This is a genomic window from Buttiauxella ferragutiae, assembly GCF_022637515.1.
GTDB lineage: Bacteria > Pseudomonadota > Gammaproteobacteria > Enterobacterales > Enterobacteriaceae > Buttiauxella > Buttiauxella ferragutiae.
The window spans coordinates 1,952,397-1,977,519 of sequence record NZ_CP093332.1 but is presented as its reverse complement, the minus strand read 5'-3'; the positions used below and the strand labels follow the sequence as shown (position 1 = coordinate 1,977,519).

Sequence of the window (25,123 nt, the reverse complement as noted above, 5' to 3'; positions counted from 1 at the left end):
TGTGACCACCATCATTACACGAACCGGTGGCAGGGCCACTGCTTGTCTGTGGCCCTGCTACCGGTTGGCCGGGTACGGGCTGGCGAGGCCCGTAAGCGACGGAACGGCGCTGTGTTGCACCACTGCCAGACCGGGGTTTGACTTTGCATGACCACGCTGAACCGGGGCGGGTAGTGGAAGCTGGCGAGACGGTAAGGAGTGACACGCTTCTTCACCGCGTGGCACGACCCGGCGCAGCCAGACGACACCGGGCGGGCATGAACGCTTTAAGCGGAGGCCAACGGCCGACCACTGATAAGCTTTTTGCTGAGGATTATTGATGAAGCTGAAGTGGCCACCGGAGCCGCCACGGACGGCGGCGACTGCGATGCTGAGGAAGCTTACTGAAGCTGGCAGCAGAGCGAAGCTGTGCGCCACACCGCGCCAGGATGCCACAACCGGCGGCCAGCCGCACACCCTTGCTGATGTAGCCGCGAAGCGCCCCGACCACTCCGGCGCAGACATAATGTTCGTTTAGCGAACCGGGCTGTTCAGGCCCGGTGCGCTTAATGCCACATTATGTTGAATGACGACAGACCAGCAACGCAACGGGCAGAGAACGACGGGGTTTAACGCTGGACTGGCGGCATTTACCGCCGGGAACACTGAAGGTGGGTGAGGCAGTCTGTGGGCATGGACGCCCACAGTCTGCCTTCCCCGATCTCAGCCATGCGTGAGGGAACAACGCTAACTTTTGGGGCTGTCCGGCGGCTCCCGCTCATCACTCGCGCTCAGGTCTGCCAGCAGACCGCTTTCATCTTCCATATCCTGCTCAGCCGGGTGAGTCGAAGCATGAACCGCCGCAAGCGCTCTTATGCTTACCTGCGTATAGATCTGCGTACTCTCCACGCTGCGATGGCCTAACATTGCTTGTATCCACCTCAGATCTGCGCCGTTCTCCAGCATCTGCGTCGCCATCGCATGGCGGAACAGATGGCAACTGCCTTTGTCGATGCCCGAGGCTCTCAGATACGGCACCACCGCCCCAGTGATACCGCTGGTCGTCAGTCCCTCCACACCATCCATTGCCAGGAACAACGCCTTACATTCAGGGTTGGTCAGCACCTCCGGGCGTACCTGATACAGCCACCGCCGGAGCCAGCGTAGTGACCGTGACCCCACCGGGATCACTCTGTCCTGTTTACCTTTGCCCTGCACGATGGTCAGGATGCGTCGTGAGAAGTCCGGGCTGTAGATCTCAAGCTTTGCCACCTCACCACGCCTGATCCCCGTTGACCATAACAGTTCCAGCAACGCCCGGTCACGGATGCCCATTGGCGTCGTCAGATCACACAGCTCCAGTATCGCTTCCACCTGTTCCACGCTCAGGATAGTGCGCGGCAGACGCTTCTCCAGCCTCGGCAGTTCCAGATCGGCGGCCGGGTTTGCCAGTATCAGGTTTTGCTTCGCCATCCAGCTGAACCAGACCCGCAGAGGCTCAAGCGCGGTACGCTGTGTCCGGGTGGAGAGCGGCTCGCCGTTGGCCTTTCGATACTGATAGAGGTGACGCTGGTAACGTTCAAGGATCGGGCGGGTTATCTCTGCGCCATAGTTCAGGCCGCGCTCTGCGGCCCACAGGATAAAGCGGTAATCATGATGCGTCTGGGTTTTGAGGGTGGTTTCCGACCAGTTGCGTTCACGCCGCCAGGCCACGAACCGCAGCAGCAGGGCGTACAGGCTCTTCGGATCGGTCGCCGGGCCAACGGGCTGACGGTACACCTCATCCACCGTCAGCAGCGCATCGGCGCGAGGTTTACGGTTATACCGGTTAGCCACGCAGCACCTCCTGAGCGTCAGGGGCGATGGCGGCAGCACATTTTCTTTTTCTCTTTATTACTGCGTTTTCAGCAACCCCGACCACTTCACCCGTTAAGCCTTGCTGGTTCTGGCCTGAAGCCGGTTTTTCACTGTCCGACTGACTACCGACCACACCCCGACCGGGGGCCGACTGCTCTTCATCTGACCCCGACCGGTTGTCATTACCCACGCCCAGTAACCCGCATAAGTGCGGCTGGCCGCTGTCTTCGCCATCCCATAACAGGCCGTATTCATAAGTTAAGCCACGCCGGAACAGCACCAGATATTCCATTTCCAGCAGCCTGGACAGGTGGATCTTTAGCTGCGTATCTCCCCAGTTCAGCGCCGCACGAACATCACGGCGTGAGAAGCGTATTTCCTCTGCCTTAACCGCCTGTTTCTCTGCCCACGCTTTCACCTGGTCACGCAGCAGGACCAGCAGTTTCCTTGTCTGCGGCGGCATTTCGTCCAGCGTTCGCCCTAACACCTCATGCGCCAGCCGGTTCGCCAGCTCGATATCAGACCGCTCCACTTCGATATATTCCAGCCACTGGCCCCGGTGCTGAACCCGCTTTACCTCCCGCTGGTACTGGTGCAACAGCGCGATGCTCTGTATCAGCGTCAGGTATTTCATATGGTCACGCCGGGTACGGGTTTTATCAGACAGGAACGTCAGTTGCTGCGCGAACGGATTGACCACCTTCAGCGGCCGTAACAGCCGCTGCGCGTTCTGGTGTAACTGCGTCAGATAGCCCTTTTCAGATACCGCAAGCAGCCCCTCTAACGTCTGGTTATGCCGCTGAAGCGCGTGTATGGCCTGGGTCTGTTCGCGGCTTTCATTAACCGTCAGTACCAGGCAACGGTTTAACAGCTCTTCGTCCACGTCGATAGCTGTGGTGGTCAGCATCAGCATCACCGGCCCCTGGACTTTGTATTCCCTTGTCACCAGTTCACCGCTCTGCTCATTCTTGCCGGTAGAGGCGATTTTCAGTTCACCATCAGATTGTAACAACTTCAGCGCATAGGCTGCCTGGCGCACACCTTCTTCTTCCGCTATCGCCAGTATCTTGTGTTGAAGCGACGTTTCACCGAGATAGTAGAGGCTTTGCCCGGTCATGGCGCTGTACTGGATACGCTCTTCTTCCGGCATCAGGCCGAGAACGGCGTCCATCAGCGAGCTTTTACCGGCAGCACTGGAAGACTGGATCAGCACCGCTAACGGCTTATCGAGCTTGCGCGATACCGCCGCCAGATACCCGGTCAGCAGATTGGTACTTTCACCCACCACGCCACACGCCGCGAGGTCATTCACCACCTGTTCAGCCAGAGAAGGGGATTTCAGTAACTCAAGTGCGGCGGTTTCATCCTCAGCCGATACCGTCACGCTGGCCGGGGCGTTCTCCGTTTGCTGGCGCTGCGCCTCGTCCTGCTTCTGCTCCAGCATCAGCAACACCCGGCCACATTCACGCTTGATAACCGCCACATCACAGCCCAGCTCTGCCGCTGCTGCGCTGATATAACCCTGACGATGGCGCGAGCTGTACATATCCAGTTGATCAACATGGAAGCCGCCGGTTGTCTCGTCCCGCACCTGAACGTTAACTTTCATCACTTCCGCAACGGTGTTTTTCTGCCAGCCACGCACCCGCCAGATACGCGGCCCACTTTTCAGTAACAGCTCACCGGAAGCCGATAGCTCACACGGCACCGGCTCCATTTGTGAGCCAGCAGAGACAGCTAATAAAGAAGGTTCAGAACCATTTTCAGCAACAGTTTCATGACTGAACACCGCGCCGGGGCCAGACCCTTTCCCCATCCATGCAGCCTGTTGCAGCGCCAGACCTAACGAGGATTCAGGATTACCACTTTTTAGCGCATATTCATTGGCATCCATTCCAGCCGGGAACCGCACCCGCCACGCTTCGATACCCGCTTCCAGCAGATCACCGGCTACCGATTCAGCACCCCGATCGCCAGCTTCATCACGGTCATAGGCGATAAGTACCCGTTTCACGCCGTGGTACTGCAACGCCGCAAGATGGTCTGCCGTGAAGCCGTTGCAACCGTAAGCCGTGGTCACATTACGGAACCCCGCACACCAGAAGGTCATGGCGTCGATTAACGCTTCACAGAGGATAATTTCAGACGAGGATTTCAGCGCTTCTTCGTTCCATACGCCAGCCAGTGGTGACGGCAGATAAAGGTGTTTTGGTGAGCCTTTGAGGATCTTATAGTCCGGCTGAGTCCGGCGACCATATAACTGCAACACCCGTCCACGGTGTGCTACGTTTGCCGACTCAGACCAGCCCACCACCGGCACCACCACACAACCCCGGAAGTGGTCCTGTTTTGTGGTGGTTCGCAGCACACCGAGACTGGCGAGCTTTTCACGCAGCCGACGACCTTCACCGCTTGCCGGAGACGGTAATATTCCCGCCTCCCCGGATACGCCATGCAACCCGGCGAACCCCAGCTTAAAGTGACTCACCAGCTCCGGGTGATTCAGGCCGCGTTTCTCCAGCCACTGCATGGCCTCCGGGCTGTTCAGCAGGTTCTGGTGATAGAAGCCAGTCACCTGATTGAGCAGCGCCTGACCGTCATCATCCAGGTCAGCCAGTTTTGGGCGTGGTGGTGAAGAAGGAACATCGGCGGCTGAAGAAGAGGCTCCGGCCAGCTCACGCAACCGCAGCAGTGTTTGTGGATACGTCAGTCGTTCAGTGTGTTGCAGCCAGTCCAGCACCGAACCAGCAGCGTTACAGCCAAAGCAGTGATACAGGTTTTTTGAAGGTGAGATAACGCAGGATGGCGTTTTTTCCCGGTGGAACGGACACAGTGTCACGAAGTCATGCCCCTGTTTTTTCAGCTTATGGCCCTGATCCTGTGCCAGCTTCAGCAGCGATACGTCACGCTTGAGATGCTCAAGCTCTTCCGGGGTCATTCGGGCCATAAAAATGCTCCTTTTAAAACCTTGTCAATGTCCTCTATGGGTATTATTATATGTTCCATATAGAGCATATAGTCAAGTCCATTCAGAACAGGAGGTGATAATGAGCAACAACATTGATTATCAGAGGATGTTCTGGATGAGCTTTTCAACCCGTTTTCTGTCCCTGCGTAAGGAGCATGGACTGACCCAGCCACAGATGGCTGACAAAGTGGGGATACATCTGACACAGGTTCGCCGGTATGAGTCCGGGGAGGCGCAACCCTCTTTAGATATTCTCAAGCGTATTGCGGTGACATTTAACGTGTCTGCTGACTGGCTGATATTTGAAGACGGCGAACGTGAGCCGCAGGACGAGTTAAAGCTGAAGTTCGAGGCGATTAAGCAGATGGACGAGGAAGAACTTAAGTCGGTGACATCGATTCTGGATGCACTGATTTTAAAACATCAGGCCCGGCGGGTGCTGGGATAAACCTGATCTGACGCGATCTTACCGTGGTTGCAACACGATAAGACCGCTGACCACAACTAACTATTACGGAGTTAATCATGGCTGAGCACGATTCTAAGTCAGAAGTTGTCACAACTGAAGCACCAGAACTAAAAACCCGCCGTTATACCGTGGGTTACATCCGCGACTGGCAGACCCACGAACCCGCACCGACCATCACGCTTAAAGGTTACTGGCTGGAAGATGCAGGGTTTACAACCGGTACACCACTGAAGATCCGCGTGATGCCCGGTTGTCTGGTGCTCACCGCCCAGGAGCCGCTACCCGCACCGCCGCCAGAGCCGGAGATCATGCAGACGCTGAAGAAGGTCACTAAACTTTCAGGTCGCAAGCAACAGCAGATCCTCGAGTTTATTGAGGTGATTTCAGCTAAACGGCCGCCAGCGGGGAAGTGGGGTTGACGGCTGGCTGACAGGTAAAAAAATCCCAACCGTGAGGGTTGGGATTTTTTTTACAGGTTTAAGAAGATTATTTCTCTGGGTTTATATAGTTATATCTACTATCTATTTCCAGGCCAAGATCATCAACTATTTTAAGCACCTGCATATATTCATCGTGGCTAATTACAACATCATGATCAGCGATATGATCACATAGTGTTTCGAACGCTAATACATTCTCTGAGAACCCAATGTACTCAAGTGCAAAGTCGACTAAAGAAGGATCTAATCGATCTTTTAACCCTTCACCAAATGATCTAATTTTGTCATTAATATCCATTGTGACCACTCTATTTCTTAATCGGTTTTAACGCTGAAGGAGTCGGGTTGCTATCCGGGAATGCCGTAACGATTTTCCCATTGGCTGGCTCGTATACCACACGGACCCTAACACCATCTTGTTCGGCCCAAGCAACCCATCTTGCTGGTTTCCCAGCATTTGTATACACACCTCCTGTCCCGGTTTGAGCGAACCATTGAGTATCAGGTGACGTAGCCATGTCACCTATTACATGAACAACTTTGTCCGCTGACCAATTTTGCGGAAAGACTGTTTTCCCTGGGTTTCCTGGATATAAATGTCCACCCTGTGTAGGGCTATCCCCGTACAAAATATGCTGTTTCGCTTCAGGAGAAAGGATATCGACATATTTCTGATTTTCTGGCCTGATAGAACTCTCAGCCATTAACCCGTTGAGTTTTCCAGCAGCGGCAACTCCTAACACTGGAGCTATAGACGCAGCAACAATCTTCATCCCATCGTAGGTTTCGATGTACGCCGTAGCAGTGGCTTTATCAACCTCAAGTTGCGCCATTGCATAATTCACCATCGCATCCTTCACCTGTTGCTGATTCTGTGCATCAACGCTGGTGATATTCAGCAGGTTCACTATCTGACCATAAGCATCCGCGTATTGCTGGCTGGCTTTTGAGTTGTAGTTACCGGTGTTTTCGTACTCACCTTTGGCTGCGATAACCTCAAGCCTTGCTCCGGCACACGCCGCACTTCCGGCATTTCCGTTACCACACGCATCAATGACTTTCTGGTCACTGGTGATATCTTTTTCACGCAGTTCATTAACAGTTTGCTGCGCCTTCTCGCGTTCAACCGGGTCTTTACTGTTGAGTTTAAGCTTCGCCAGTTCAAGCTCTGTCTTTTCAGACACGCTCAGGAAGTTATTCTCCGCAACAACTCTTTCCAGTGCGACCTGCCGGATCGGAACAGGTTTTTCCCTTTACTTTCCATTGGTTACAGCAACTTTTCCCTGCTGTACTTCCGGTACCGTAACTTTTTGCCCCGACGCGCCTTTTTCGCCCGAACACGCTACCGCCCGCGCGATTAACACCAGGTACAGTAACTGGCTCATCACACGCGTTAACAGGTTTTTCATGCACACATGATAACTCATACTCACTTTATGGGTAATGTGGGTTTTATGGATTATTCAGGGGGTTAACTGGATGAGTACTGCCTTCTTCACAGGCTTCGGCGACTGCTATGGGAGTAGACGTCTCCACCGGTGCCACCATCATGGACGGCGGCGACTGCACGGTGTCAGTGAGGGCTGCTGCACGCAACCTGGATGCTTATACCGGCAGCAAGCCACACTGTCTTGCTGAGGTGGACATGTAGCGACCGGGCCACACGGGTGACCGCCGGTGACTCTGAAGGTGGGTGAGGCAGACAACCATACAGAAGGGAACAACGCTAACTTTCAGTCAAGAGATAACTGCGGGACATCCCGGGCGCTGTGCAGGACACGCTGTATCCTGACGTTATTTTGTTGTTCAGAGAACAAGATAAGGTAGCGCCCATAAGGGCAACATCTTATGGTTTCACCCAGTTCAGGGCGCTGCCGATACAGCGTCGGCGTTTCTCCTATCTGCTGACATTGCAGATGAAGCTCTTTCATGAAGCTGACTGCACGACCGGGATTATCGTCCGCTATATAGTCCCCGATGGATTCGATATCCTGTATCGCCAGCGGCGATAAGATTAACGCCATTATTTCCGCCTGTTGTCTTCCATTCTCTGGTATCTGGCCTGAAGTTCCCGGAACACTTCTTCAGCAGGGACCCCTTCACCACTGCTTATTCCGGCTGCTACCGCAGCGCGAAGGGCTTCCAGCTTTCGGTTCTGCTCCTGTTCTTCAAGTTCACGTAACCCGGCGCGGATAACTTCACTGACATTGTTATAGCGACCACTTTCTATTTGTTTCCGGATAAAACTCTCGAAGTGAGGGCTGAGGGCGATACTGGTTGGCATAACCGTTCTCCTGACTGGTGTACTATTTATTACTATCTGTTAGTATTTTCTTTTTCTCTCTTACCGTCAAGCTCTCCCTGTTGACCACTTTTATCTCCCCTGTCCTGCTCAGCCGGGTGCGTTGAAGCATGCACTGCCGCCAGCGCACTGATGCTCACCTGCGTGTAGATCTGCGTACTCTCTACACTCCTGTGACCCAGCATCGCCTGTATCCAGCGCAGATCAGCGCCGTTCTCCAGCATCTGCGTGGCCATTGCGTGGCGGAACAGGTGGCAACTGCCTTTTTCGATACCTGCCGCTCTCAGATATGGTACAACTGCCATCGTGATACCGCTCACCGTCAACCCGGCCACCCCATCCATGGCCAGGAACAGTGCCTTACCGTCTGCATTCACCCGCACTTGCGGACGTACCTGATACAACCAGTGCTCAAGCCAGCGTAGTGCCCGTGTTCCCACCGGGATAACCCGGTCCTGTTTGCCTTTACCCTGCACGATGGTCAGGATACGCCGCGAGAAGTCCAGGCTGTAGATATCCAGTCTGGCGACCTCTCCACGCCGGATCCCCGTTGACCACAGCAGCTCCAGCAACGCCCGATCCCGGATGCCCTGTGCCGTGCTCAGGTCACACAGCCCCAGTACGACCTCCATCTGCTCCACGCTCAGTATGGTACGCGGCAGGCGCTTCTCAAGTCTCGGCAGTTCAAGGTCCGCGGCGGGATTTGCCAGTATCAGGCTTTGCTGTGCCATCCAGCGGAACCAGGCCTGAAGCGGTTGCAACGCTGTGCGCTGTGTCCGGGTGGAGAGGGGGTCACCGTTACTCTTTCGATACTGATAGAGATGGCGCTGATAGCGTTCCAGGAGCGGGCGCGTTATCTCTGCACCGTAATGTAACCCACGCTCTGCCGCCCACAGGATGAAGCGGTAGTCATGGTGGGTCTGCGTTTTGAGGGTGGTTTCTGACCAGTTGCGCTCTCTGCGCCACGCCACGAACCGCAACAGCAGCGCATACAGGCTCTTCGGGTCACTGGCCGGGCCTACGGGTTTGCGGTAGACATCATCAACTGTCAGCAGGGCATCAGCACGAGGTTTACGGTTAGCCATGCTGCATTACCTCACCATCAGGGGCAACGGCAGTGACACGATTATTTATTTCTCTTATTACTGTATTTTCAGACACCCCGACCGCCTCACCCACTAACCCTTGTGCTGACAGCTCTGGAGCCACTTTTCCACTATCCGACCGACCACCGACCAGACCACGACCAGGGGCCGACCGCTTCTCTTCTGACTCCGACCGCTTCACATCGCCCACGTCCAGCAAGCCGCATAAGTGCGTCTGCCCGTTGTCTTCACCGTCCCACAACAGCCCATATTCATACTTCAGGCCACGCCGGTGCAGCACCAGATACTCCATCTCCAACAGTCGCGCCAGGTGGATCTTAAGCTGCGTGTCGCCCCAGTTCAGTGCCGCCCGCACATCGCGACGCGAGAAGCATATTTCCTCAGTATTAACCGCCTGGATTTCTGCCCAGGTTTTCACCTGGTCACGCAGCAGAACCAGTAACTTCCGGGTCTGTGGCGGCATCTCATCCAGTGTTCGCCCCAGCACCTCATGCGCCAGCCGGTTCGCCAGTTCGATATCAGACCGCTCCACCTCAATATACTCCAGCCACTGCCCGCGATGCTGTACCCGCTTCACCTCCCGCTGATACTGATGCAGCAGTGCTATCGACTGGATGAGGGTGAGGTATTTCATGTGGTCGCGACGAGTACGCGTTTTATCACTCAGGAACGTCAGCTGATGGGCGAACGGGTTCACCACCTTCAGGGGGCGCAGCAGCCGTTGCGCGTTCTGATGCAGCTTCGTCAGATAGCCTTTTTCACTCACCGCCAGCAACCCTTCCAGTGTCTGGTGATGCCGTTGCAGTGCATGTATTGCCTGCGTCTGTTCGCGGCTTTCGTTAACCGTCAGCACCAGACAGCGGTTTAACAGCTCTTCGTCCACGTCGATAGCCGTGGTGGTCAGCATTAACATCACCGGCCCCTGGACTTTGTACTCTCGGGTCACCAGTTCGCCGCTCTGCTCGTTCTTACCGGTTGATGCTATTTTCAGTTCACCGTCCGACTGCAACAGCTTCAGCGCATAGGCCGCCTGGCGCACGCCTTCTTCTTCGGCTATCGCCAGTATCTTGTGCTGAAGGCTGGTTTCACCCAGGTAATACAGGCTTTGCCCGGTCATGGCGCTGTACTGGATGCGCTCTTCTTCCGGCATCAGCCCGAGAACAGCGTCCATCAGCGACGATTTACCCGCCGCCGAGCTGCTTTGTATCAGCACAGCAAGAGGCCGATCCAGCTTACGACTCACCGCCGCAAGATAACCCGTCAGCAGATTGGTACTTTCACCGACCACGCCACACGCCGCCAGATCGTCCGTGATACGTGAAGCAAGATCGGGGGATTTCAGTAGCGCCAGTGCGGCATGTTCATCTTCAGCCGATACCGTCACGCTGGTCGGTGTGTTCTCTGTGTGCTGGCGCAGTGCCTCATCCTGCTTCTGCTCCAGCATCAGCAACACCCGGCCACATTCCCGTTTGATAACCGCCACATCACAGCCCAGCTCTGCCGCCGCTGCACTGATGTAGCCCTGACGATGGCGCGAGCTGTACATATCAAGCTGGTCAACGTGGAAGGCCTGCGAGGTTTCATCCCGCACCTGGATGTTCACTTTCATCACTTCCGGGACGGTATTTTTCTGCCAGCCACGTACCCGCCAGACGCGCGGGCCACTTTTCAGCAACAGTTCGCCGGAGACCGTCTGCTCACACGGCACCCCATCCACCACCGGGGCCGGGACAGTTAAAGGAGACGGTTCAGCCAGTGTTTCATGCCCGAACACAGCACCGGGACCACTCCCTTTCCCCATCCACTGCACCTGTTGCAACGCCAGACCTAACGCGGATTCAGGATTACCGCTCTTCAGTGCGAACGCATTCGCGTCCAGCGCCTGCGGGAAGCGCACCCTCCAGGCCTCGATACCACTTTCCAGCAGATCAGCCGCTACCGCATCAGCACCCCGATCCCCGGCTTCATCCCGATCGAAGGCGATCAGCACCCGTTTTACGCCGTGATACTGCAACACCCCCAGATGGTCAGCCGTAAAACCATTGCAACCATAAGCAGCGATCACATTGCGGAACCCGGCACACCAGAAGGTCATGGCATCGATTAACGCTTCGCACAGGATCACCTCTGACGACGCTTTCAGCGCGGCTTCGTTCCATACGCCAGCCAGCGGCGAGGGCAGATAAAGGTGTTTTGGTGACCCTTTGAGGATCTTATAGTCCGGCTGAGTACGGCGACCATACAACTGCAACACCCGCCCGCGATGTGCCACGTTTGCCGATTCAGACCAGCCGATAACCGGCATCACCATACAGCCACGGAAGTGATCCTGCTTTGTGCTGGTACGCAGCACACCGAGCCCGGCCAGTTTTTCACGCAGCGAACGTCCTTCCTTGCTGGCAGATGACGGCAGTATTCCCGCCTCCCCGGACACACCATGAAGCCCGGCAAAGCCCAGCTTAAAATGACTCACCAGTTCAGGATGATTCAACCCCCGACGAACCAGCCATTCCTGTGCCTCCGGGCTGTTCAGCAGGCTCTGGTGATAGAAGTCCACCACCTGATTAAGCAACGCCTGTCCGTCATCATCCAGATCCGCCAGCTTTGGACGCGGAGCCACCGATTCAGCCGGGACAGCTAAAGAAGGAGCTGATGACACCGACTCACCACCAACCTCCACCTGTCGGGTTTTCAGGAATTTAACCGCTTCCCGCAGAGTCTGCCCGGTGGTGTTCATCTGCCAGTCGATGACTGAACCCTTCGCCCCGCAGCCAAAGCAGTGATACAGCCCTTTTGCAGGAGTTACCACACAGGACGGCGTTTTCTCGGTATGGAACGGGCACAGGCAAGCGAAGCTGTCTGGAGAATGGCGTCTGAACTTATGACCCTGCGACTGCGCCAGCGTTAGCAGACACCGCGATCGTTTCAACTCATCCAGTTCACGGGCAGGGATTCGGGCCATAAAGTGCTCCTTTTAAAACCTTGTCAATGCTCTTTATAGATACTATTATAGTGTCTACATAGAGCGCTTAGTCAAGTCTATTCAGAACAGGGGGTGATAATGAGCCACAACATTGATTATCAGAAGGTGTTCTGGATGAGCTTTTCGACCCGGTTTCTGCAACTTCGCAAGGAGCACGGACTGACCCAGCCACAGATGGCAGATAAAGTGGGTATACATTTGACCCAGGTTCGTCGTTACGAATCGGGTGAAGCACAGCCCTCTTTAGAGATCCTTAAGCGCATTGCTGTAACTTTCAGTGTATCGGCTGATTGGCTGATATTCGAAGAAGGCGAGCGTGAGCCACAGGATGAGCTGAAGCTGAAGTTTGAAGCGATTAAACAGATGGACGAAGAGGAACTGAAGTCAGTGACATCGGTTCTTGATGCGCTCATTTTAAAACATCAGGCCCGTAGAGTGTTGAGTTAGAAGGACTGACGGTTAAAAAAGGCCGTCACACAAGACAGTTAATAAAAAAATAACCATGCACGATCAGTGCATGGTTTGGGTATCTTTTATTTTTTTAAATAAGATAAGTTATATCCCCTCATCCCAGACACCTGCAATACATCCCACAAATAACATCCACCTGCATATATAACTATAATTAATAACAGTAACGGTAAATATTGACAGATTTTAATCTGCCAGTATTTATCGTTGGACAACGAGCAATGCGAGGCGTCAGCGGGTTCTCAAAGGGTTCCCCTTTGGCACACGACTTGTGTATACAGTCGGTAACGTGCCTCTCTGATGCATTCACGATTTCATTAAGTTGCGTTAAGTTGCGTTAAGTTGCGTTAAGTTGCACAGAGTTGCACTAATTTTTGTCAGACTCCTTTGTAATTTCATTAAGTTGCACTAACTTGCATTAAATTGCAATAATTCTGCTAGGGTGTCGGGGCCATACGCTTTACAGATAAAAACGGGCACAATCTTAGCAAACAACGGGCGAAAACTCATCCCAGCCAAAGCTGGGATGAGTTTTCAATTTTTTATTGTAAAAGAGATATAAATATTATCACCTCTTAATTTTTGCAGATGTTCTTTGGCGTAATCGCAGCTTTCGGAGGAAACAGTCAAATTACAGTACCAATCTGCATAAAAATTCCTCATTGCATTATTTTCATATTGGTAAACATCTCCTCCAAGCACTACCCATTTAGCCTCAGCAAATAGAGCCAAAGCCTCATTAGCTACCGACATTGGCAACACTGCATCATTAATCCCATTATCTAACAGGCTTTTCCCACACCGCGCATATAACTCTAATATTTTATTGGTCATTAATTTCAATCACTCCTACTCATCGGTTAGGAACAAAAAGACGATGATTTATAGAGCCATTCGGCTCTCGGATATATTCAAACACACCTTCTTTACCGCGATAACTACCTGATATTTCTAACTTAAGACGTTCCACGCCATCGCCGCCTGTAATTACAGATATTTTCCCTTGGTCCGAATGGCCATCCACAGATTCTGGGAACGAGTGGAAGTCGCCAGAAGAAGCTTGCTGCTTGACTTTATCTGTATAGGTCGTCCCTTTAAAAAAGTCACCAGCACTAATAGGATTTTTTTTATCAGATGACTCAGAGATATAGCTAATACCAGTATTTTCAGCTGGTTTCGGATTGATAAAGATTCCGTCGTTTTTTCCCGGCTGGGTTTCAGGAGATATAGTAATAATGGAGCTATTGCTACCGGACTGATCCGGTGTGATTAGCGGCGTTCCCTTATTCCCATCTTGAACCGGATTTTCCAGTTTGCCGATCCCTTCCGTACCTGCAAGCTGGTCACCGCCAGTATGAGCTGGAGCATATTTATCCTGCAACGAACTCAGGTACTTGCCAGTGATTTCGTCGTTACCCATCATTTTCAGAGTGATAAGTTGATCCAGCTCATCAGATGTCATCTTATCGGCAACATCCTTGAGAGCCGCTCCGGCAAGCCCAACGATCCCTGCTTTAGCGCCGATCTCCAGTAGTTGCTCTGCAACCTTGTTACGACATGGTGCAGCAATGGCACATCCTTCAACCAGCGCTTTACCCAGCAGGTTATTCTCAACAACAACTCTTTCCAGTGCGACCTGCCGGATCGGAACAGGTTTTTCCCTTTACTTTCCATTGGTTACAGCAACTTTTCCCTGCTGTACTTCCGGTACCGTAACTTTTTGCCCCGACGCGTTTTTTTTCACTGTTAAAGAGCTACTGCCCGTACATCATACCAGCGGCTGTTTGGATAAGCCTGACGATTAAAGCAAGATCCCGACTCTGTGGCGGGGATTAGTTAAACGATTATTTGATTGATTTTTAATATATCTTTGCTTAAATCATCATTAATATCTGAAGGGCCTAGCTGGTTTATAAGTTGCCTTATTTGGGAAAAAGTAATTTTCTGATCTTTTAGATCTTCTCCTTTTATCGTTGATAAGGCTGCAATTAGTTCTCCATCGTAGTATTCACCCGCCAACGGATCTTCAGTCAAAATTTCCAGCACTCTTGGCATCAACTGATCAATGCATAATTTCTGTCGGATAGCGCGACAGAGATCTTCCACTGTTAATTTTTCAATTGGTACATCAATAATACGTTCGAACCATCGTTCAAGCGGTGATTGTTGCCCAGGCTCTTGCGTCACGTTGATGTTTCCAATCAATTTACGGAAGGTAATCATATTCCATATCCTTTCAAGGCTGATTCTAATTTATTAATAGCATCTGTTGCTCTGCCATACGCAGCTTGAGCTTCGGGATTGTTGACATTTTTCAACGTATCCGCATGATTTCTTAATCCTCTGAGCGTATTTTGCATTTCCTGCATATGATCCCAGTATCCACCATTCTCTTTAGGAACTGGGTTACCATCCATATCCTTGAGAGTTCCAGTGATATCATGATCTTTTAGAGCATTTTTTATAGTGTTGTCGATTTTCTTAATCGCGCTTTCTTGCTTCTGATTAAGCTTATCTACAGGTTTTTCATTTTGCTGCTTAGGATCATTTTCCGGTGGTGGGGGGGTCCCGGTTCCTGAGCCGGAACCGCCCAACTCAGCCTTCTCTGCATCAGTCAGATCTTTACCAATATTTGGAGCAGAAGAACTCCCAGAACCGTACTTATCCTGCAACGAACTGAGATAGTTTCCGGTGATCTCATCATTCCCCATCATTTCAAGGGTAACAAGATGATCCAGTTCATCAGCGGTCAGTTTGTCGGCGAGCATCTTCGCCACAGCTCCCGTCAATCCGGCCTTGACACCAATTTCCAGCAACTGCTCCGCAACCTTCGTCCGGCATGGCGCCGCGATTGCACAGCCTCTGGCGACCAGACTCAGCGAGTTATTCTCCACAACAACTTTATCCGTTGCGAAGTCAGCCACCGAACACCAGTTTTCCTAGCACAGTCAGCAGGTTAAAACCCAGTTTTGCCAGTGCATTCTGATGTACGGACGCATAAGCCCCGACGCGCACTTTTGCACCCCGTTAGCCACTTTCCCCGACGCTGTTAAAGAGCAGTTAACCACAACCACCGGTAAGCCCTTGATTTTGTTTTGTGACATCCGTCATGACTGCCAGACGCTCTTTGGGAACCGGAGATCATGCAGACGCTGAAGAAGATCTGTAAGCTCTCAGGCCGCAAGCAACAGCAGATCCTTGAGTTTATTGCGGTGATCACCACCAAGCGGTCATCTGTCGGGAAGTGGGGCTGACGGCTGGCTGACAGACAAAAAAATCCCAGCCACTGAGGGCTGGGATTCATTTAAGTTCATAACAAGCCTGATACCTGTTATTGAAGCGTATATTCAAATTTACTTATACGCCCTAATGCAACATCCCTTTCTGCAACATCTTTCAGCAACTCTACTATTTTTTCATACCGTTGCAGACGTGTGCGAGATATTTCAGAGTTTATCCAAACAAGGTTTACAGGACGTTCAACCATTCCTGTAAGGACATCCCACAACGCATCAAGATTACGACCATACCAACCAGGAAGATTAAGCTCCTTTGCAATCACATCATGAAAATCATCTTCAGATTCAATGGATAAACCGTCTAATATTACATTCATGTCCTATTTCCAAGTACCGACAGGTATAAAAGAGCCGTAATGATCAGGTGTTACATATAATAAGCCATCACTGGAGTACAACAAACGGGATGCTGGCTGAGCAGCATTACTACGGGACATTGTATTACTAAGTCCTATATCTGCTTCAAACCAAGTGCGCCCTGGTGCTGATGGCAGTAACCCGTCACTATTTCTGAAGATGTCGCCCCCAATTTGTCCACCAGGTACATAGTTGTTAACAGCTTTCCCTTCTGACCATCCAGCTGCATATGCATCCATTTTATTTACATAATTCTGAGGAAGTTGCCCTGTATTTCGCAGGCTGTCCACAAGATCATTTGCCGCTTCAGTCGTTTTTAAATCAAGCTTAAGACCAGCATAGTTTGCCGCATTGTGAGCCGCATTACCCGCGTTAGCTGCTGCCGATTCAGCCTTACCAGCAACCTTCGCTGCTATCTTCTCAGTTAGTGCGACACCGCCTTTCGCGATACCCGCACCACCCGCAACCAGCGAGGCAATATCCGTGATCAGTTTCCCACCTTCAACACCGGCATTAAACGAGCCACTTGCCCCGGCTTTCTGGTATTCCGCTTCCATATAGTTGATACGGGCAATATAGGATTGCTTCACCGCATCCGAGACATTACCCAGTACATCACCACTGTTGAACAGTGACCTCAGTGCGTCATACGTTTCTACCGGGCTAAGCCCCATATTGACGATTGACTGTACAGAATCAACCAGACCCGCAGGCACACCGACCAGCATCCCGGCCCCGTAAGAGGTTTGCTGCCCGGCATCAATCAGATCCCATTTACTTCCTACCTGAAGCTTGCAGGCTGTACTGTCATTACAATCAGCGAACTCTTTTTCTCTCTGGGTTTTCTGCTTATCGCTCAGATAGTTATTCTCAACCGCATTCTTCCCGGCCTGTGCTCCCGCCACGGCATTCGCTGAACTGTCACCGGCTAACCCGCCTGCCAGCCCGGCGGCCAGGGTACCCAGGACCGACAGGGTTTGCTTCTGTTCCCCGGTCATGTTTTCCGGCTTCACGTCCGGATACAGTATCCCCCCAATTGTGCGTGCCATCAATTCACCACTGACGGCTCCGCCTGCTCCGGCAAGAGCACTGTTGCCGCTGGCCCGGGCGGCGATGGCTCCCCACACTGCGTGGGCCATGGCGTTGGCGGTTTTGTTGACCGTACCGTCCGGACTCGTTGTCTGATTGTGGATAAGTTCCGCCATATACGGGCTCAGGCCACCCGCAATCGCCTTCGCCATATCACCGCCACCCAGCCCCTGAACCGCCGCTGTCGCCGCCTGAAGCCCTCGCTGCAGGTCGCTGCCCGGGCCGTAAGGGGCCGTCGCCGTCGCGCTGACCTGTTCGCTGATTTGTTTGTCTGTCGGATGCCGGACACCTTGCCTGGCAAGGGCCTTCTTCGCGTCCTCCCTGGCTTTCGGATCTTTCTGCGCCTTCGCGTCGGCAATATCGCCCTGCGTCTTCGCGATATCCATCACCTGATTGCCGATTTCCCCTGTCATCTGTGCTTCTTTCAGGCGGTTCTGCTCTTTCTCCTTGTCAAAAATAACATCCAGACCCGGGTTGGCATGTGCCACATCCTCGCTCAGGTCAGCGATATTCTGCGTCTGATGGTCTTTGTCCCGGACAGTGATACGACCCGCGCTGACCGCCGATTTCGTGGTGGAGGCCGTGCTCCCCTTACCGTTTGCCCCCACCAGTAATGTACTGGAAGCGTTACCCAGGAACTGGCTGCCGATACTGCCCGCCGTACTGATGCCCGCGCTCTGGTGCTCTACGCTGTATTCCGCGTGGTTGTCGATATTGCTGAAGCCCAGCGTGCCGGTGTCCAGTTTGTTTTTGCTGGCGTCTGCCGTTGAGCTCATCACCGCACCGTTTAACTGCGTATGTTTGCCGACGGTAATATCAAAACCGCCGTGACCCGCGAAGATACCGCTCTGCTCTTTCACCGCATCCCAGGTGCTGTGCATTTTGTCCTGGCTGAGACTCACCGACGCGCTGCCACCGCCCATGCTGACGCTGCCGCCGGCGCTGGCATTCTGTTGCTTCGAATCGTAATTGTCGCTGTCCTGCTCGCTGGAAAGCGACAGGTTGCGCCCCACATCCAGCGTCACTTTATCGCCGTTAGCCTGCGCCCCGATAAGGGTGGTGTCGCGCCCGCTGGTGATGTTCAGGCGGTTACCCGCATCAAGGGTGGTTTCGGTGTGTGTGGTGCCGTTGCCTTTTTCGCTGCCTTTGCCTTTGTTGACGCTGGCATTGACTGAAATCCCGTTACTGCCGCTGCCGAAGTTAATGCCCACGCCCACCGAGCCCCCCTGGCTCTCGTTTTTGCCTTCAAGCTGGCGGGTGTTTTCAGCCGAAAGCAGGTTCACATCGCGCGCAGCCTCAAGCGTGATGTCATTGCCGGCTTTAATCTGCGCCCCCTGCACGGTGATGTCGCTGCCGGTGGCGTGAATGCTGAGGTTTTTTCCCGCCTGAACGGTGCTGCCCTGGCTGTCGTGGTTGGTCTGTGTCCGGGTCGACGTGGACTTCTGACTGCCGTAAGACAGATTGACGCCAATCATGCTGCCCGGGTCACCCTGTGCCTGCGCCAGCTGGTTTCCCTGATACGCCTGCACACCGCTCAGTGCCGCTTTCACACCATCCAGAGCCGCGAGCCGGCCACTGTCTTCTTTACGCGCATCGCTGACGGTGGTGACAGCCTGGTTTATCGCACTGCCGACCGTACCGCTCAGCGCCAGCGTCAGGCCACTGGTTTTCTGCTCCACTTTATGAGTCTGGCTGCTGTCGTTGTCGGCGGCAAGAATGTCGACATGTTTGCCCTGCAGGGCCATATTCCCCCCGGCAATCACGTCCGACCCTTTCACCGTCAGGCCATTGCCCGCCACGATTTTCACATTGCCGCCGACGCTGCCGACCGTGCTGCCCGCGCTGTTATGCGTGGTGGTGGTATCGGTGGTTTTCAGGTCACGGGTGCCGTAGCTGATACCGATGCCACCGGTACCGGACAGACCGGATTTTTTCTGCTGCATCAGGTGAAGTTCCTGATGGCTTTCCTCTGCCGCCGTGAGGGTCACATCATGCCCGCCACGCAGCGAAACATCCTGCGTCCCCGCCACACCGCTGCCTTTAATCAGCAGGTCATGCCCCGCCCCCAGGGAGATGGTGTTACCGCCAAGCTGGCTTGCCTGCGCGCTGTTGTTGTTCCAGGTGTCGCGGGTAGTAGTGGTGGTTTTTGAGAACATCCCGCTGCTGCCCGTTTCCTTGTGGCGCTCATCCAGCTCGCTGTGGTTCTCTCCGCTGACAACGCTGATGTCGCGACCTGCCGCCAGATTCAGAGCGTCATTCGCGTTGATGTTGCCAGCCCGGACATGAATGTCCTGCCCGGCGGCGACCGACACGCCACCGCCTGCGGCGATGTCTGAACCGACCTCGTTACGCTGTGCCTGATGCAGGGTGTTGTCCTTGTTCCATGCCACATCATCCTGGCTTGCCGTGGTCACGGTGTTCAGGTTCACATCGCGCCCGGCGGCCAGCAGCGTCTTGCTGTCGTGGCCCGAATTCACTACCTGCGCCGCTGTAAGGTTCGCGTCACGCCCGGCGTTGAGCACCAGGGTGCCACCGTCATTGACCACCGACATGCTGGCGACTTTATCGAGTGTGGTCCGGCTGAACTGACTGGTAACGTTCTGGCTGCCCGCACTACGGGTAGTTGTGGTGATATTTATATCGCGTCCGGCGTTCGCCACCAGGGAATCCAGCCCCTGCAGGCTACCGCCGATGCTGGTGATGTCGTTGCGGGCCGTCAGGCTGACATCCGCTCCCTGAATACTGCCGGCATTATTCAGGATATTTTCTGCGGTGATGCTTGTGGCTTTGTGTCCGCCAATCACCCCGCTGTTGGCAAGGTTGCCCGTCAGGTTCATTGCAACATTACCGCCGGACATCAGCGCACCGCTACTATTCAGATCCCCGGCTTTAACCTGAGCGTATACCTGAGGAACCCGTACCGTCTGTTGCGACCCGTCCGCCAGGGTAATCGTGCTATTGACCAGCCAGACCAGCGGTCTGGTGAGCTTCGCCATCTGCTCTGCACTCAGCGCCACACCCGGGCGCAGGTGGTACTGTTTTGCAAACGCCACGCCGTTGTCCATCAGCGCCTTATACTCTTCTTCGTCGCTGCTGTAACCGTCAAGATAACGCCTGCCAGACATCGCAATAATCTGCTCTCGTACCAGTCTCTGCTCGTAGTAACCGTCACCCAGGCGCTTCATGGTCTGGTCAAGGCCGAGCTGCTCCTGCATATAGTCGCTGGCAAGCCACTTCTTATTATTGGTAAAGCGCGGGTCCGTCTGGACAAGATAGCGGCTGTTATTGTCCGTCATGACAGTAAACAGGCTGTTGTCCGGCAACCGGGTATCCGGTGTCACGGTGCGGATCACGGTATCCTTCTCACCGCTTTCCGGTGCCACATCAAACTGCGTGCCGGGCGGTATCTGCACCGGTGTTTTATTGCTGCCGTTCACATGGGTACTGGTATTTCCAGCGCCCCCCGTGCTGACATCTGTCGTGCGGTTGCCCTGAGCGTCAATCGTTTCACCACTGCCACTAAAGCGACTGTTACCGTCCATCCGCCCCGGGTTGAGCGCTATGGTCTGAATGGTGTCCGGTGGCCTGTAGTCAGAGGTATCGATCCCCGGCGAGTCTCCCCCTTTATGATGCTTGCGATAATAATGCTTCAGCGTTCCGTCGTCGGTGATAATACGCTGACCTTCCGTCTGGTGGTTGTCCACATTGTCCGCATTAACCGTCAGGGTCTTACCGGCCACAATCTCACTGTTTTCGTTATAGACCGTGTTACCGTTAATCGTCAGGTTGCCCCCCGCCAGCAGTTTCGCCGGGTCACTCTCTTTGACCTGTGTCTCTTTCGTCGTTTCGGTATAGCGGTACTCATTGAAGTTATCCCCGCTTCCGGAGTCATGGCAGGTCACACCTTCAATGCAGATAATCCAGGTCTCATCTTTGTTAAGCGACACCTTGTAATCTGCGGTGTCATAGGTCACGCCTTTCCACTGGTACAGGAGTTTATCAATCACCGATACCGTCACCCTCTCCGTGGAAAAATGGTCGTTGATATTATTCAGACGCTTAACGTTTAACTGCGTGTCACCGGCAGATTCCATCGTGGCGCTGTGGTTGTTAATTTCCCCGGCCTGCCCGGTGACGGCACCATCACTGGCCAGTTGGCCGCCCACAGACAGAGTGCCATCACTGTAGATAAGCGCATGCGCGTAGTTATTGAGCGTTTGCGCCCCGATATTGACCTGCATACGCCCGGCCAGCACCGGGGCGACACCGTCGGCGGCCTTATTGTTGAACGTGATCACGTTCACGCCGATGCTGTCGCCGTAGATGCGCCCACTCCCGGTGTTGTTGAGTGTGTTCGCCTCAAGCCAGGTCAACCCGCCATCGATCAGGCCGGTATTCGTCAGGGTTTTAGCTAGCGTGAGCCTGTCGGTTCCGGCATTAATTTCGCCACTTTTCAGGTTGGAGAGGTTATCTGCGTTCAGGGTAAGTGTGTCTCCCGCCAGAATCTTCCCGCTGTTAACCCCATCCCCGTTGATGGTCAGGGTCAGATTCTGGTTAGCAATCAGCGTTCCCTGGTTGCTGAAATCCTGCTGGCTGGTGACGGTCATATTCCCGACAGACAGCAGCTTTCCATCACCGCTCAGGCTATCTGCATTCAGCGTCAGCTGTGAACCGGCACTGAGTGTGCCTCCGGTGTTGGTCAGTTGCAGCGCACTCCCCTTTGCCAGCAGCGTACGGCTGGCGGATATCAGCCCCCGGGTGTTATTGAGCGCCCCGGCAACCGTCAGAGTCAGGTCGCTATTCGCCAGCAGGCTGCCTTCCTGGTTATTCAGCGAATCACTGGTGAGCGCAATTGTCTGCCCTTCAATCCCCTGATCCGTTCCCTGCGTGTTGCTGTTATCTGCCTGCTGAGCCTGCACGGTGGTGGTGACCCCGCTTCGTATCAGCCCGTGCTGATTATTCAACAGCCCGGTCAGATTCAGCCTTAAATCGCCGGCACTCTGGATCTGACCCTGTTGGTTTTGCAGGCTCTGCGCGGTCACCAGGGCAGACTGCGCTGACACCACCCGTCCACTATTGCGGTTATCAAGGGTACTGACGGTCAGCGTGGTATCGCCCTTTGCGCCCAGCGTACCGCCCTGATTGTTCAGGTCGCGGCTGTTTACTGCCAGCGCCGCCAGGCTGTATAGCGTGCCGCTCTGGTTATTCAGCGCGTGCCCCTGCGTATCAAGCGTGATACCGCTCCCCTGAATCACACCGTTCTGGTTATTCAGATCGCCAGTGGTAGAAACCGCCAGCGCCCCCTGGCTGACTATCTGCCCTCCCTGATTCGCCAACAGCGTATTGAGCAGTGTCAGGCTTTTTCCTGCCAGCAGCAGGCCGGTGTTGTTATCCAGCGAAGAGGTGGTAAGCGTAAGGTGACCATTGCTGCTGATGCCGCCAGCATCGACGGTGCCGGTATTACTGAGGTGGCTCACCGTGAGCGTCATATCGCCACCGCTTTGCAGCTGCCCGGCGTCATCGTTATTCAGGGTGTCAGCGTGTAAATCCAGCACCGACTGCACCGCCAGTTGGCCACCACGGTTATTGATAAGCGCGCTGTCAATCTTCCCGTTGCCCCTGGCAATCAGTTTCCCCTGGTTGTTCAGTACGCTTGCGGCCTGCACATCCAGGTTACCGTCCGTTCCGATAACCCCGTTGTGACTGTTATCAAGCTGCTGACTGATGGCGAACTGTGCGTTACCACCGGCTTTTATGTTTCCCCCCTGGTTGTCGAGAGAGCTGGCGTGCAGTGAGAATGCACCGCCGCCCGCCAGGAGCCCCTGCTGGTTAAGCAGATCCGTGGTGGTGAGCGTCAGCTTCCCGCCGCTAATCAGTTTGCCCTGGCGGTTATCCATCCCCCCTGACAGCGCAATGGCAGCATCACCGCCGCTGTCGATGCTGCCGCTCTGGTTGCTCAGCGTTGTGGCTTTCAGATCCAGCTTCCGCGTGGCCGCAAACTGACCGCTGGCGTTATTAAAATCGACAGACGCTGAGATGAGATCTCCGGCACTCTTAACAGAACCGGCTTCATTATTGATACCCTGCTCGGCGGCAAGGTGTAACTCACCAGCCCCGGCGTGAGTCACTTCCCCTTCACTGTTATCGAGAGCTGTCGCACTCAGCGTCAGATTCTTGCTGTTGCTGCGAATATGGCCACCGTGGTTATCCAGCTTTCCTGCCGGATTCAGGCTGAAATCATCTTCACCGACCTGAACAAGCATGCCTGAGCGGTTACTCAGGTCGTGGGACGAGAGCGTGAGCTTATTCGCCGTCAGCGATCCCCCGTCGTTGTTCAGCGCGGCGGTCGTGTGCGCAATCAGCGTTTGTTCCGCCTCAACGGTCGCATGGCGGGTCGACAAGTCTGCGTTCTGCGCATCCAGTGAGATTGATTTTGCTGCCGTCTGGCTGCCACTGATATCCATTCCCTTGCCTTTTGCCTGAATACCGCCACCGGCCAGGTTCCGCCCGTTGGCGCTGAGCTGCCCGTCGGCGCTCAGGGTGATATCTCCCGGTTGCGTCAGCTTTCCGGCGCTGTCCACACCGGCAGCAAGCAGGCTGCCCGTCGTGCTGTTGACGGTTTTCGCGCTGGCCGTCAGCGAGCCACCGCTGGCCAGCGAACCGCTATTGGTGAGCGTGCCATCGCTGCTTATCGTGATTTGCTGCTGGCTGTGAATCCCCCCGCTATTACTGATGTCGCCATGGCTGGCAATCTGAGTGTCGCCAGAGCTGCTGATTTGTCCGCTGTTTTCAATACGTCCGTCAGCGGTCAGCACCACATTTCCCGCCGTGGCACCCATCTCACCCGCGTTGTTGACTCCCACGCCTTTTTCGGTACCCGTCAGACGAATTTTTCCGGCATACATGCCGCCAAGCGCCGAAACGTCCAGCGCCATACCCGGCTTTGCGCTGCCGTCATCATCCAGTGCGGTGATGGTCTGATGTGCCGCATCCACCTGATTACGTCCAGTGGTCACTTTCAGGTCACGGGCACGAACCCCTGCATTGACCTTCACGCTACGCGCAATAATATCGGTATAGTCCTGAGCAGAACTGTCCAGGCCACTCCCCGTAATGGTGATTTCCCCGCCATTCACCCGGTAGCCGGTCAGGTTATCGTGGCTGAACTGTGGGGTTCCGGTGGTGAGCGTCGCACGGTTGGCATTAATAAAACCACAGCCATCACAACTGATGCCTGAAGGGTTAGCAATGACGACCTGCGCTTTTTGCCCGGCGACTTCGATGTAGCCTTTAAGCTGGCTGGGGTCACGGGAATTAACCTCATTGAGGATAACTGTTGCTTCCCCTTTCGCCAGATTCGGGTTTGCTGCCACCATCCCGCCAAGACGGGTCTGTGTATTACTGTGGCTGTTGTTGAGAATGGCGCCGTGGTTATCCACATCAAACTGGCTGTAAGTGTTGCGCGATACCCCACCCGTACTCGGAGTCTGGATATTCACCTGCATGGTGCCACTGGCGCTGTGGGTGATTTGCGGCTGCTGGTTACCTGGCGCGCTGCGGTCAGCGACAACCCCTGCCGTGACCGGCGTAATCCAGCCAAACGTCAGGAGTAAACCCAACGCCAGCGGTGATAGCCGTGCGGTCAATTCAGCCGGTGTTTTATTGTCTGGATCAGATGAAGGCGACACCCCGGCACGGTGGGAGCGTGTGATATCTGCCACCACCATCAGCAGGCCACGGGCCTGGTTAAAAATAATACGGTAAAAAAGTTTATTCATTGCCGTTGACTCCCGCTGGTCAGTG

Annotated in this window: 18 protein-coding genes and 2 pseudogenes; 4 read left to right on the top strand and 16 right to left on the bottom strand. The window is 54.2% G+C overall.

Annotation, left to right across the window (positions count from 1 at the left end; translation table 11 throughout):
* Nucleotides 1-57: 57 nt before the first annotated feature.
* From MNO13_RS08990 to MNO13_RS08980, 3 genes are all read right to left on the bottom strand, one after another.
* Nucleotides 58-504: a hypothetical protein gene (locus tag MNO13_RS08990; protein WP_241939830.1), complete on the bottom strand. Its 447-nt coding sequence runs from the start codon at nt 502-504 to the stop codon at nt 58-60.
* Nucleotides 505-726: 222 nt separating this feature from the next.
* Nucleotides 727-1,815 (bottom strand): site-specific tyrosine recombinase XerC, encoded by a 1,089-nt coding sequence (gene xerC, locus MNO13_RS08985; RefSeq protein ID WP_241939829.1) that lies wholly within the window; start codon nt 1,813-1,815, stop codon nt 727-729.
* Nucleotides 1,808-4,783 carry a CHC2 zinc finger domain-containing protein gene (locus tag MNO13_RS08980; RefSeq protein WP_241939828.1) on the bottom strand — a complete coding sequence of 992 codons (2,976 nt, stop codon included), beginning with the start codon at nt 4,781-4,783 and terminating at the stop codon, nt 1,808-1,810. Before MNO13_RS08980 ends, xerC (MNO13_RS08985) begins: the two co-directional genes overlap by 8 nt.
* A 136-nt stretch (nt 4,784-4,919) precedes the next feature.
* Here MNO13_RS08980 and MNO13_RS08975 point away from each other — a divergent pair, with 136 nt between their 5' ends.
* On the top strand, nt 4,920-5,252 hold the full coding sequence (locus tag MNO13_RS08975; protein ID WP_338423835.1) for a helix-turn-helix domain-containing protein: 333 nt from the start codon (nt 4,920-4,922) through the stop codon (nt 5,250-5,252).
* 77 nt (nt 5,253-5,329) lie between these two features.
* Complete coding sequence (locus MNO13_RS08970; protein ID WP_241939826.1) at nt 5,330-5,692, top strand: SymE family type I addiction module toxin; 363 nt, start codon at nt 5,330-5,332, stop codon at nt 5,690-5,692.
* Nucleotides 5,693-5,759: 67 nt separating this feature from the next.
* On the opposite strand, the gene MNO13_RS08965 is transcribed toward MNO13_RS08970, so the two are convergent.
* From MNO13_RS08965 to MNO13_RS08955, 3 genes and pseudogenes are all read right to left on the bottom strand, one after another.
* Nucleotides 5,760-6,011 (bottom strand): MafI family immunity protein, encoded by a 252-nt coding sequence (locus MNO13_RS08965; protein ID WP_105759376.1) that lies wholly within the window; start codon nt 6,009-6,011, stop codon nt 5,760-5,762.
* A gap of 10 nt (nt 6,012-6,021) precedes the next feature.
* Nucleotides 6,022-6,915, bottom strand: a pseudogene (locus MNO13_RS24330) (DUF6862 domain-containing protein); the annotation flags it as partial.
* 51 nt (nt 6,916-6,966) lie between these two features.
* Complete coding sequence (locus tag MNO13_RS08955; protein ID WP_241939825.1) at nt 6,967-7,122, bottom strand: hypothetical protein; 156 nt, start codon at nt 7,120-7,122, stop codon at nt 6,967-6,969.
* Between the two features lie 107 nt (nt 7,123-7,229).
* Here MNO13_RS08955 and MNO13_RS24325 point away from each other — a divergent pair, with 107 nt between their 5' ends.
* Nucleotides 7,230-7,364 (top strand): hypothetical protein, encoded by a 135-nt coding sequence (locus MNO13_RS24325; RefSeq protein ID WP_277881152.1) that lies wholly within the window; start codon nt 7,230-7,232, stop codon nt 7,362-7,364.
* An 82-nt stretch (nt 7,365-7,446) separates the two neighbouring features.
* Here the strand turns inward: MNO13_RS24325 and MNO13_RS08950 are convergent, their stop codons facing one another.
* The 4 genes from MNO13_RS08950 to MNO13_RS08935 are packed head-to-tail and all read right to left on the bottom strand — an operon-like array spanning nt 7,447 to nt 12,083.
* Nucleotides 7,447-7,737, bottom strand: coding sequence for a type II toxin-antitoxin system RelE/ParE family toxin (locus tag MNO13_RS08950; RefSeq protein ID WP_241939824.1), 291 nt, complete (start codon nt 7,735-7,737; stop codon nt 7,447-7,449).
* The gene (locus MNO13_RS08945; protein ID WP_241939823.1) at nt 7,737-7,997 is read right to left on the bottom strand and encodes a type II toxin-antitoxin system ParD family antitoxin; all 261 of its coding nucleotides are present in this window, start codon (nt 7,995-7,997) and stop codon (nt 7,737-7,739) included. Before MNO13_RS08945 ends, MNO13_RS08950 begins: the two co-directional genes overlap by 1 nt.
* A 32-nt stretch (nt 7,998-8,029) precedes the next feature.
* Nucleotides 8,030-9,100: a site-specific tyrosine recombinase XerC gene (gene xerC, locus MNO13_RS08940; protein ID WP_241939822.1), complete on the bottom strand. Its 1,071-nt coding sequence runs from the start codon at nt 9,098-9,100 to the stop codon at nt 8,030-8,032.
* Nucleotides 9,093-12,083, bottom strand: coding sequence for a CHC2 zinc finger domain-containing protein (locus MNO13_RS08935; RefSeq protein ID WP_241939821.1), 2,991 nt, complete (start codon nt 12,081-12,083; stop codon nt 9,093-9,095). Before MNO13_RS08935 ends, xerC (MNO13_RS08940) begins: the two co-directional genes overlap by 8 nt.
* Before the next feature lie 135 nt (nt 12,084-12,218).
* Between MNO13_RS08935 and MNO13_RS08930 the strand changes: the two genes are divergently transcribed.
* Nucleotides 12,219-12,551, top strand: coding sequence for a helix-turn-helix domain-containing protein (locus MNO13_RS08930; RefSeq protein WP_338423834.1), 333 nt, complete (start codon nt 12,219-12,221; stop codon nt 12,549-12,551).
* A 558-nt stretch (nt 12,552-13,109) separates the two neighbouring features.
* Here the strand turns inward: MNO13_RS08930 and imm40 are convergent.
* From imm40 to MNO13_RS08895, 6 genes and pseudogenes are all read right to left on the bottom strand, one after another.
* A complete protein-coding gene (imm40, locus tag MNO13_RS08925) occupies nt 13,110-13,409 on the bottom strand; it encodes an Imm40 family immunity protein (RefSeq protein WP_241939819.1) in 300 nt (99 codons plus the stop codon).
* A 19-nt stretch (nt 13,410-13,428) separates the two neighbouring features.
* Nucleotides 13,429-14,037, bottom strand: a complete 609-nt coding sequence (locus tag MNO13_RS08920) for a hypothetical protein (RefSeq protein ID WP_241939818.1) — start codon at nt 14,035-14,037, stop codon at nt 13,429-13,431.
* Nucleotides 14,038-14,411: 374 nt separating this feature from the next.
* Nucleotides 14,412-14,798 (bottom strand): contact-dependent growth inhibition system immunity protein, encoded by a 387-nt coding sequence (locus MNO13_RS08915; RefSeq protein WP_241939817.1) that lies wholly within the window; start codon nt 14,796-14,798, stop codon nt 14,412-14,414.
* Nucleotides 14,795-15,478, bottom strand: a pseudogene (locus MNO13_RS08910) (VENN motif pre-toxin domain-containing protein); the annotation flags it as partial. The gene MNO13_RS08915 and the pseudogene MNO13_RS08910, both read right to left, overlap by 4 nt.
* A 428-nt stretch (nt 15,479-15,906) precedes the next feature.
* Nucleotides 15,907-16,191 (bottom strand): barstar family protein, encoded by a 285-nt coding sequence (locus tag MNO13_RS08900; RefSeq protein ID WP_241939815.1) that lies wholly within the window; start codon nt 16,189-16,191, stop codon nt 15,907-15,909.
* A gap of 3 nt (nt 16,192-16,194) precedes the next feature.
* Nucleotides 16,195-25,098: a hemagglutinin repeat-containing protein gene (locus tag MNO13_RS08895; protein ID WP_241939814.1), complete on the bottom strand. Its 8,904-nt coding sequence runs from the start codon at nt 25,096-25,098 to the stop codon at nt 16,195-16,197.
* Nucleotides 25,099-25,123: the final 25 nt, after the last annotated feature.

Excerpts from the sequence above, each read along its gene's own strand:
- MNO13_RS24325 (WP_277881152.1), top strand. The coding sequence starts at position 7,230 with ATGGGAGTAGACGTCTCCACCGGTGCCACCATCATGGACGGCGGCGAC.
- MNO13_RS08900 (WP_241939815.1), bottom strand. The coding sequence starts at position 16,191 with ATGAATGTAATATTAGACGGTTTATCCATTGAATCTGAAGATGATTTT.
- MNO13_RS08980 (WP_241939828.1), bottom strand. The coding sequence starts at position 4,783 with ATGGCCCGAATGACCCCGGAAGAGCTTGAGCATCTCAAGCGTGACGTA.
- MNO13_RS08895 (WP_241939814.1), bottom strand. The coding sequence starts at position 25,098 with ATGAATAAACTTTTTTACCGTATTATTTTTAACCAGGCCCGTGGCCTG.
- MNO13_RS08970 (WP_241939826.1), top strand. The coding sequence starts at position 5,330 with ATGGCTGAGCACGATTCTAAGTCAGAAGTTGTCACAACTGAAGCACCA.
- MNO13_RS08915 (WP_241939817.1), bottom strand. The coding sequence starts at position 14,798 with ATGATTACCTTCCGTAAATTGATTGGAAACATCAACGTGACGCAAGAG.
- xerC (WP_241939822.1), bottom strand. The coding sequence starts at position 9,100 with ATGGCTAACCGTAAACCTCGTGCTGATGCCCTGCTGACAGTTGATGAT.
- MNO13_RS08975 (WP_338423835.1), top strand. The coding sequence starts at position 4,920 with ATGAGCTTTTCAACCCGTTTTCTGTCCCTGCGTAAGGAGCATGGACTG.
- MNO13_RS08935 (WP_241939821.1), bottom strand. The coding sequence starts at position 12,083 with ATGGCCCGAATCCCTGCCCGTGAACTGGATGAGTTGAAACGATCGCGG.
- MNO13_RS08990 (WP_241939830.1), bottom strand. The coding sequence starts at position 504 with ATGTCTGCGCCGGAGTGGTCGGGGCGCTTCGCGGCTACATCAGCAAGG.
- MNO13_RS08950 (WP_241939824.1), bottom strand. The coding sequence starts at position 7,737 with ATGGCGTTAATCTTATCGCCGCTGGCGATACAGGATATCGAATCCATC.
- MNO13_RS08920 (WP_241939818.1), bottom strand. The coding sequence starts at position 14,037 with ATGACATCTGATGAGCTGGATCAACTTATCACTCTGAAAATGATGGGT.
- MNO13_RS08965 (WP_105759376.1), bottom strand. The coding sequence starts at position 6,011 with ATGGATATTAATGACAAAATTAGATCATTTGGTGAAGGGTTAAAAGAT.
- MNO13_RS08945 (WP_241939823.1), bottom strand. The coding sequence starts at position 7,997 with ATGCCAACCAGTATCGCCCTCAGCCCTCACTTCGAGAGTTTTATCCGG.
- MNO13_RS08930 (WP_338423834.1), top strand. The coding sequence starts at position 12,219 with ATGAGCTTTTCGACCCGGTTTCTGCAACTTCGCAAGGAGCACGGACTG.
- imm40 (WP_241939819.1), bottom strand. The coding sequence starts at position 13,409 with ATGACCAATAAAATATTAGAGTTATATGCGCGGTGTGGGAAAAGCCTG.
- MNO13_RS08955 (WP_241939825.1), bottom strand. The coding sequence starts at position 7,122 with ATGAAAAACCTGTTAACGCGTGTGATGAGCCAGTTACTGTACCTGGTG.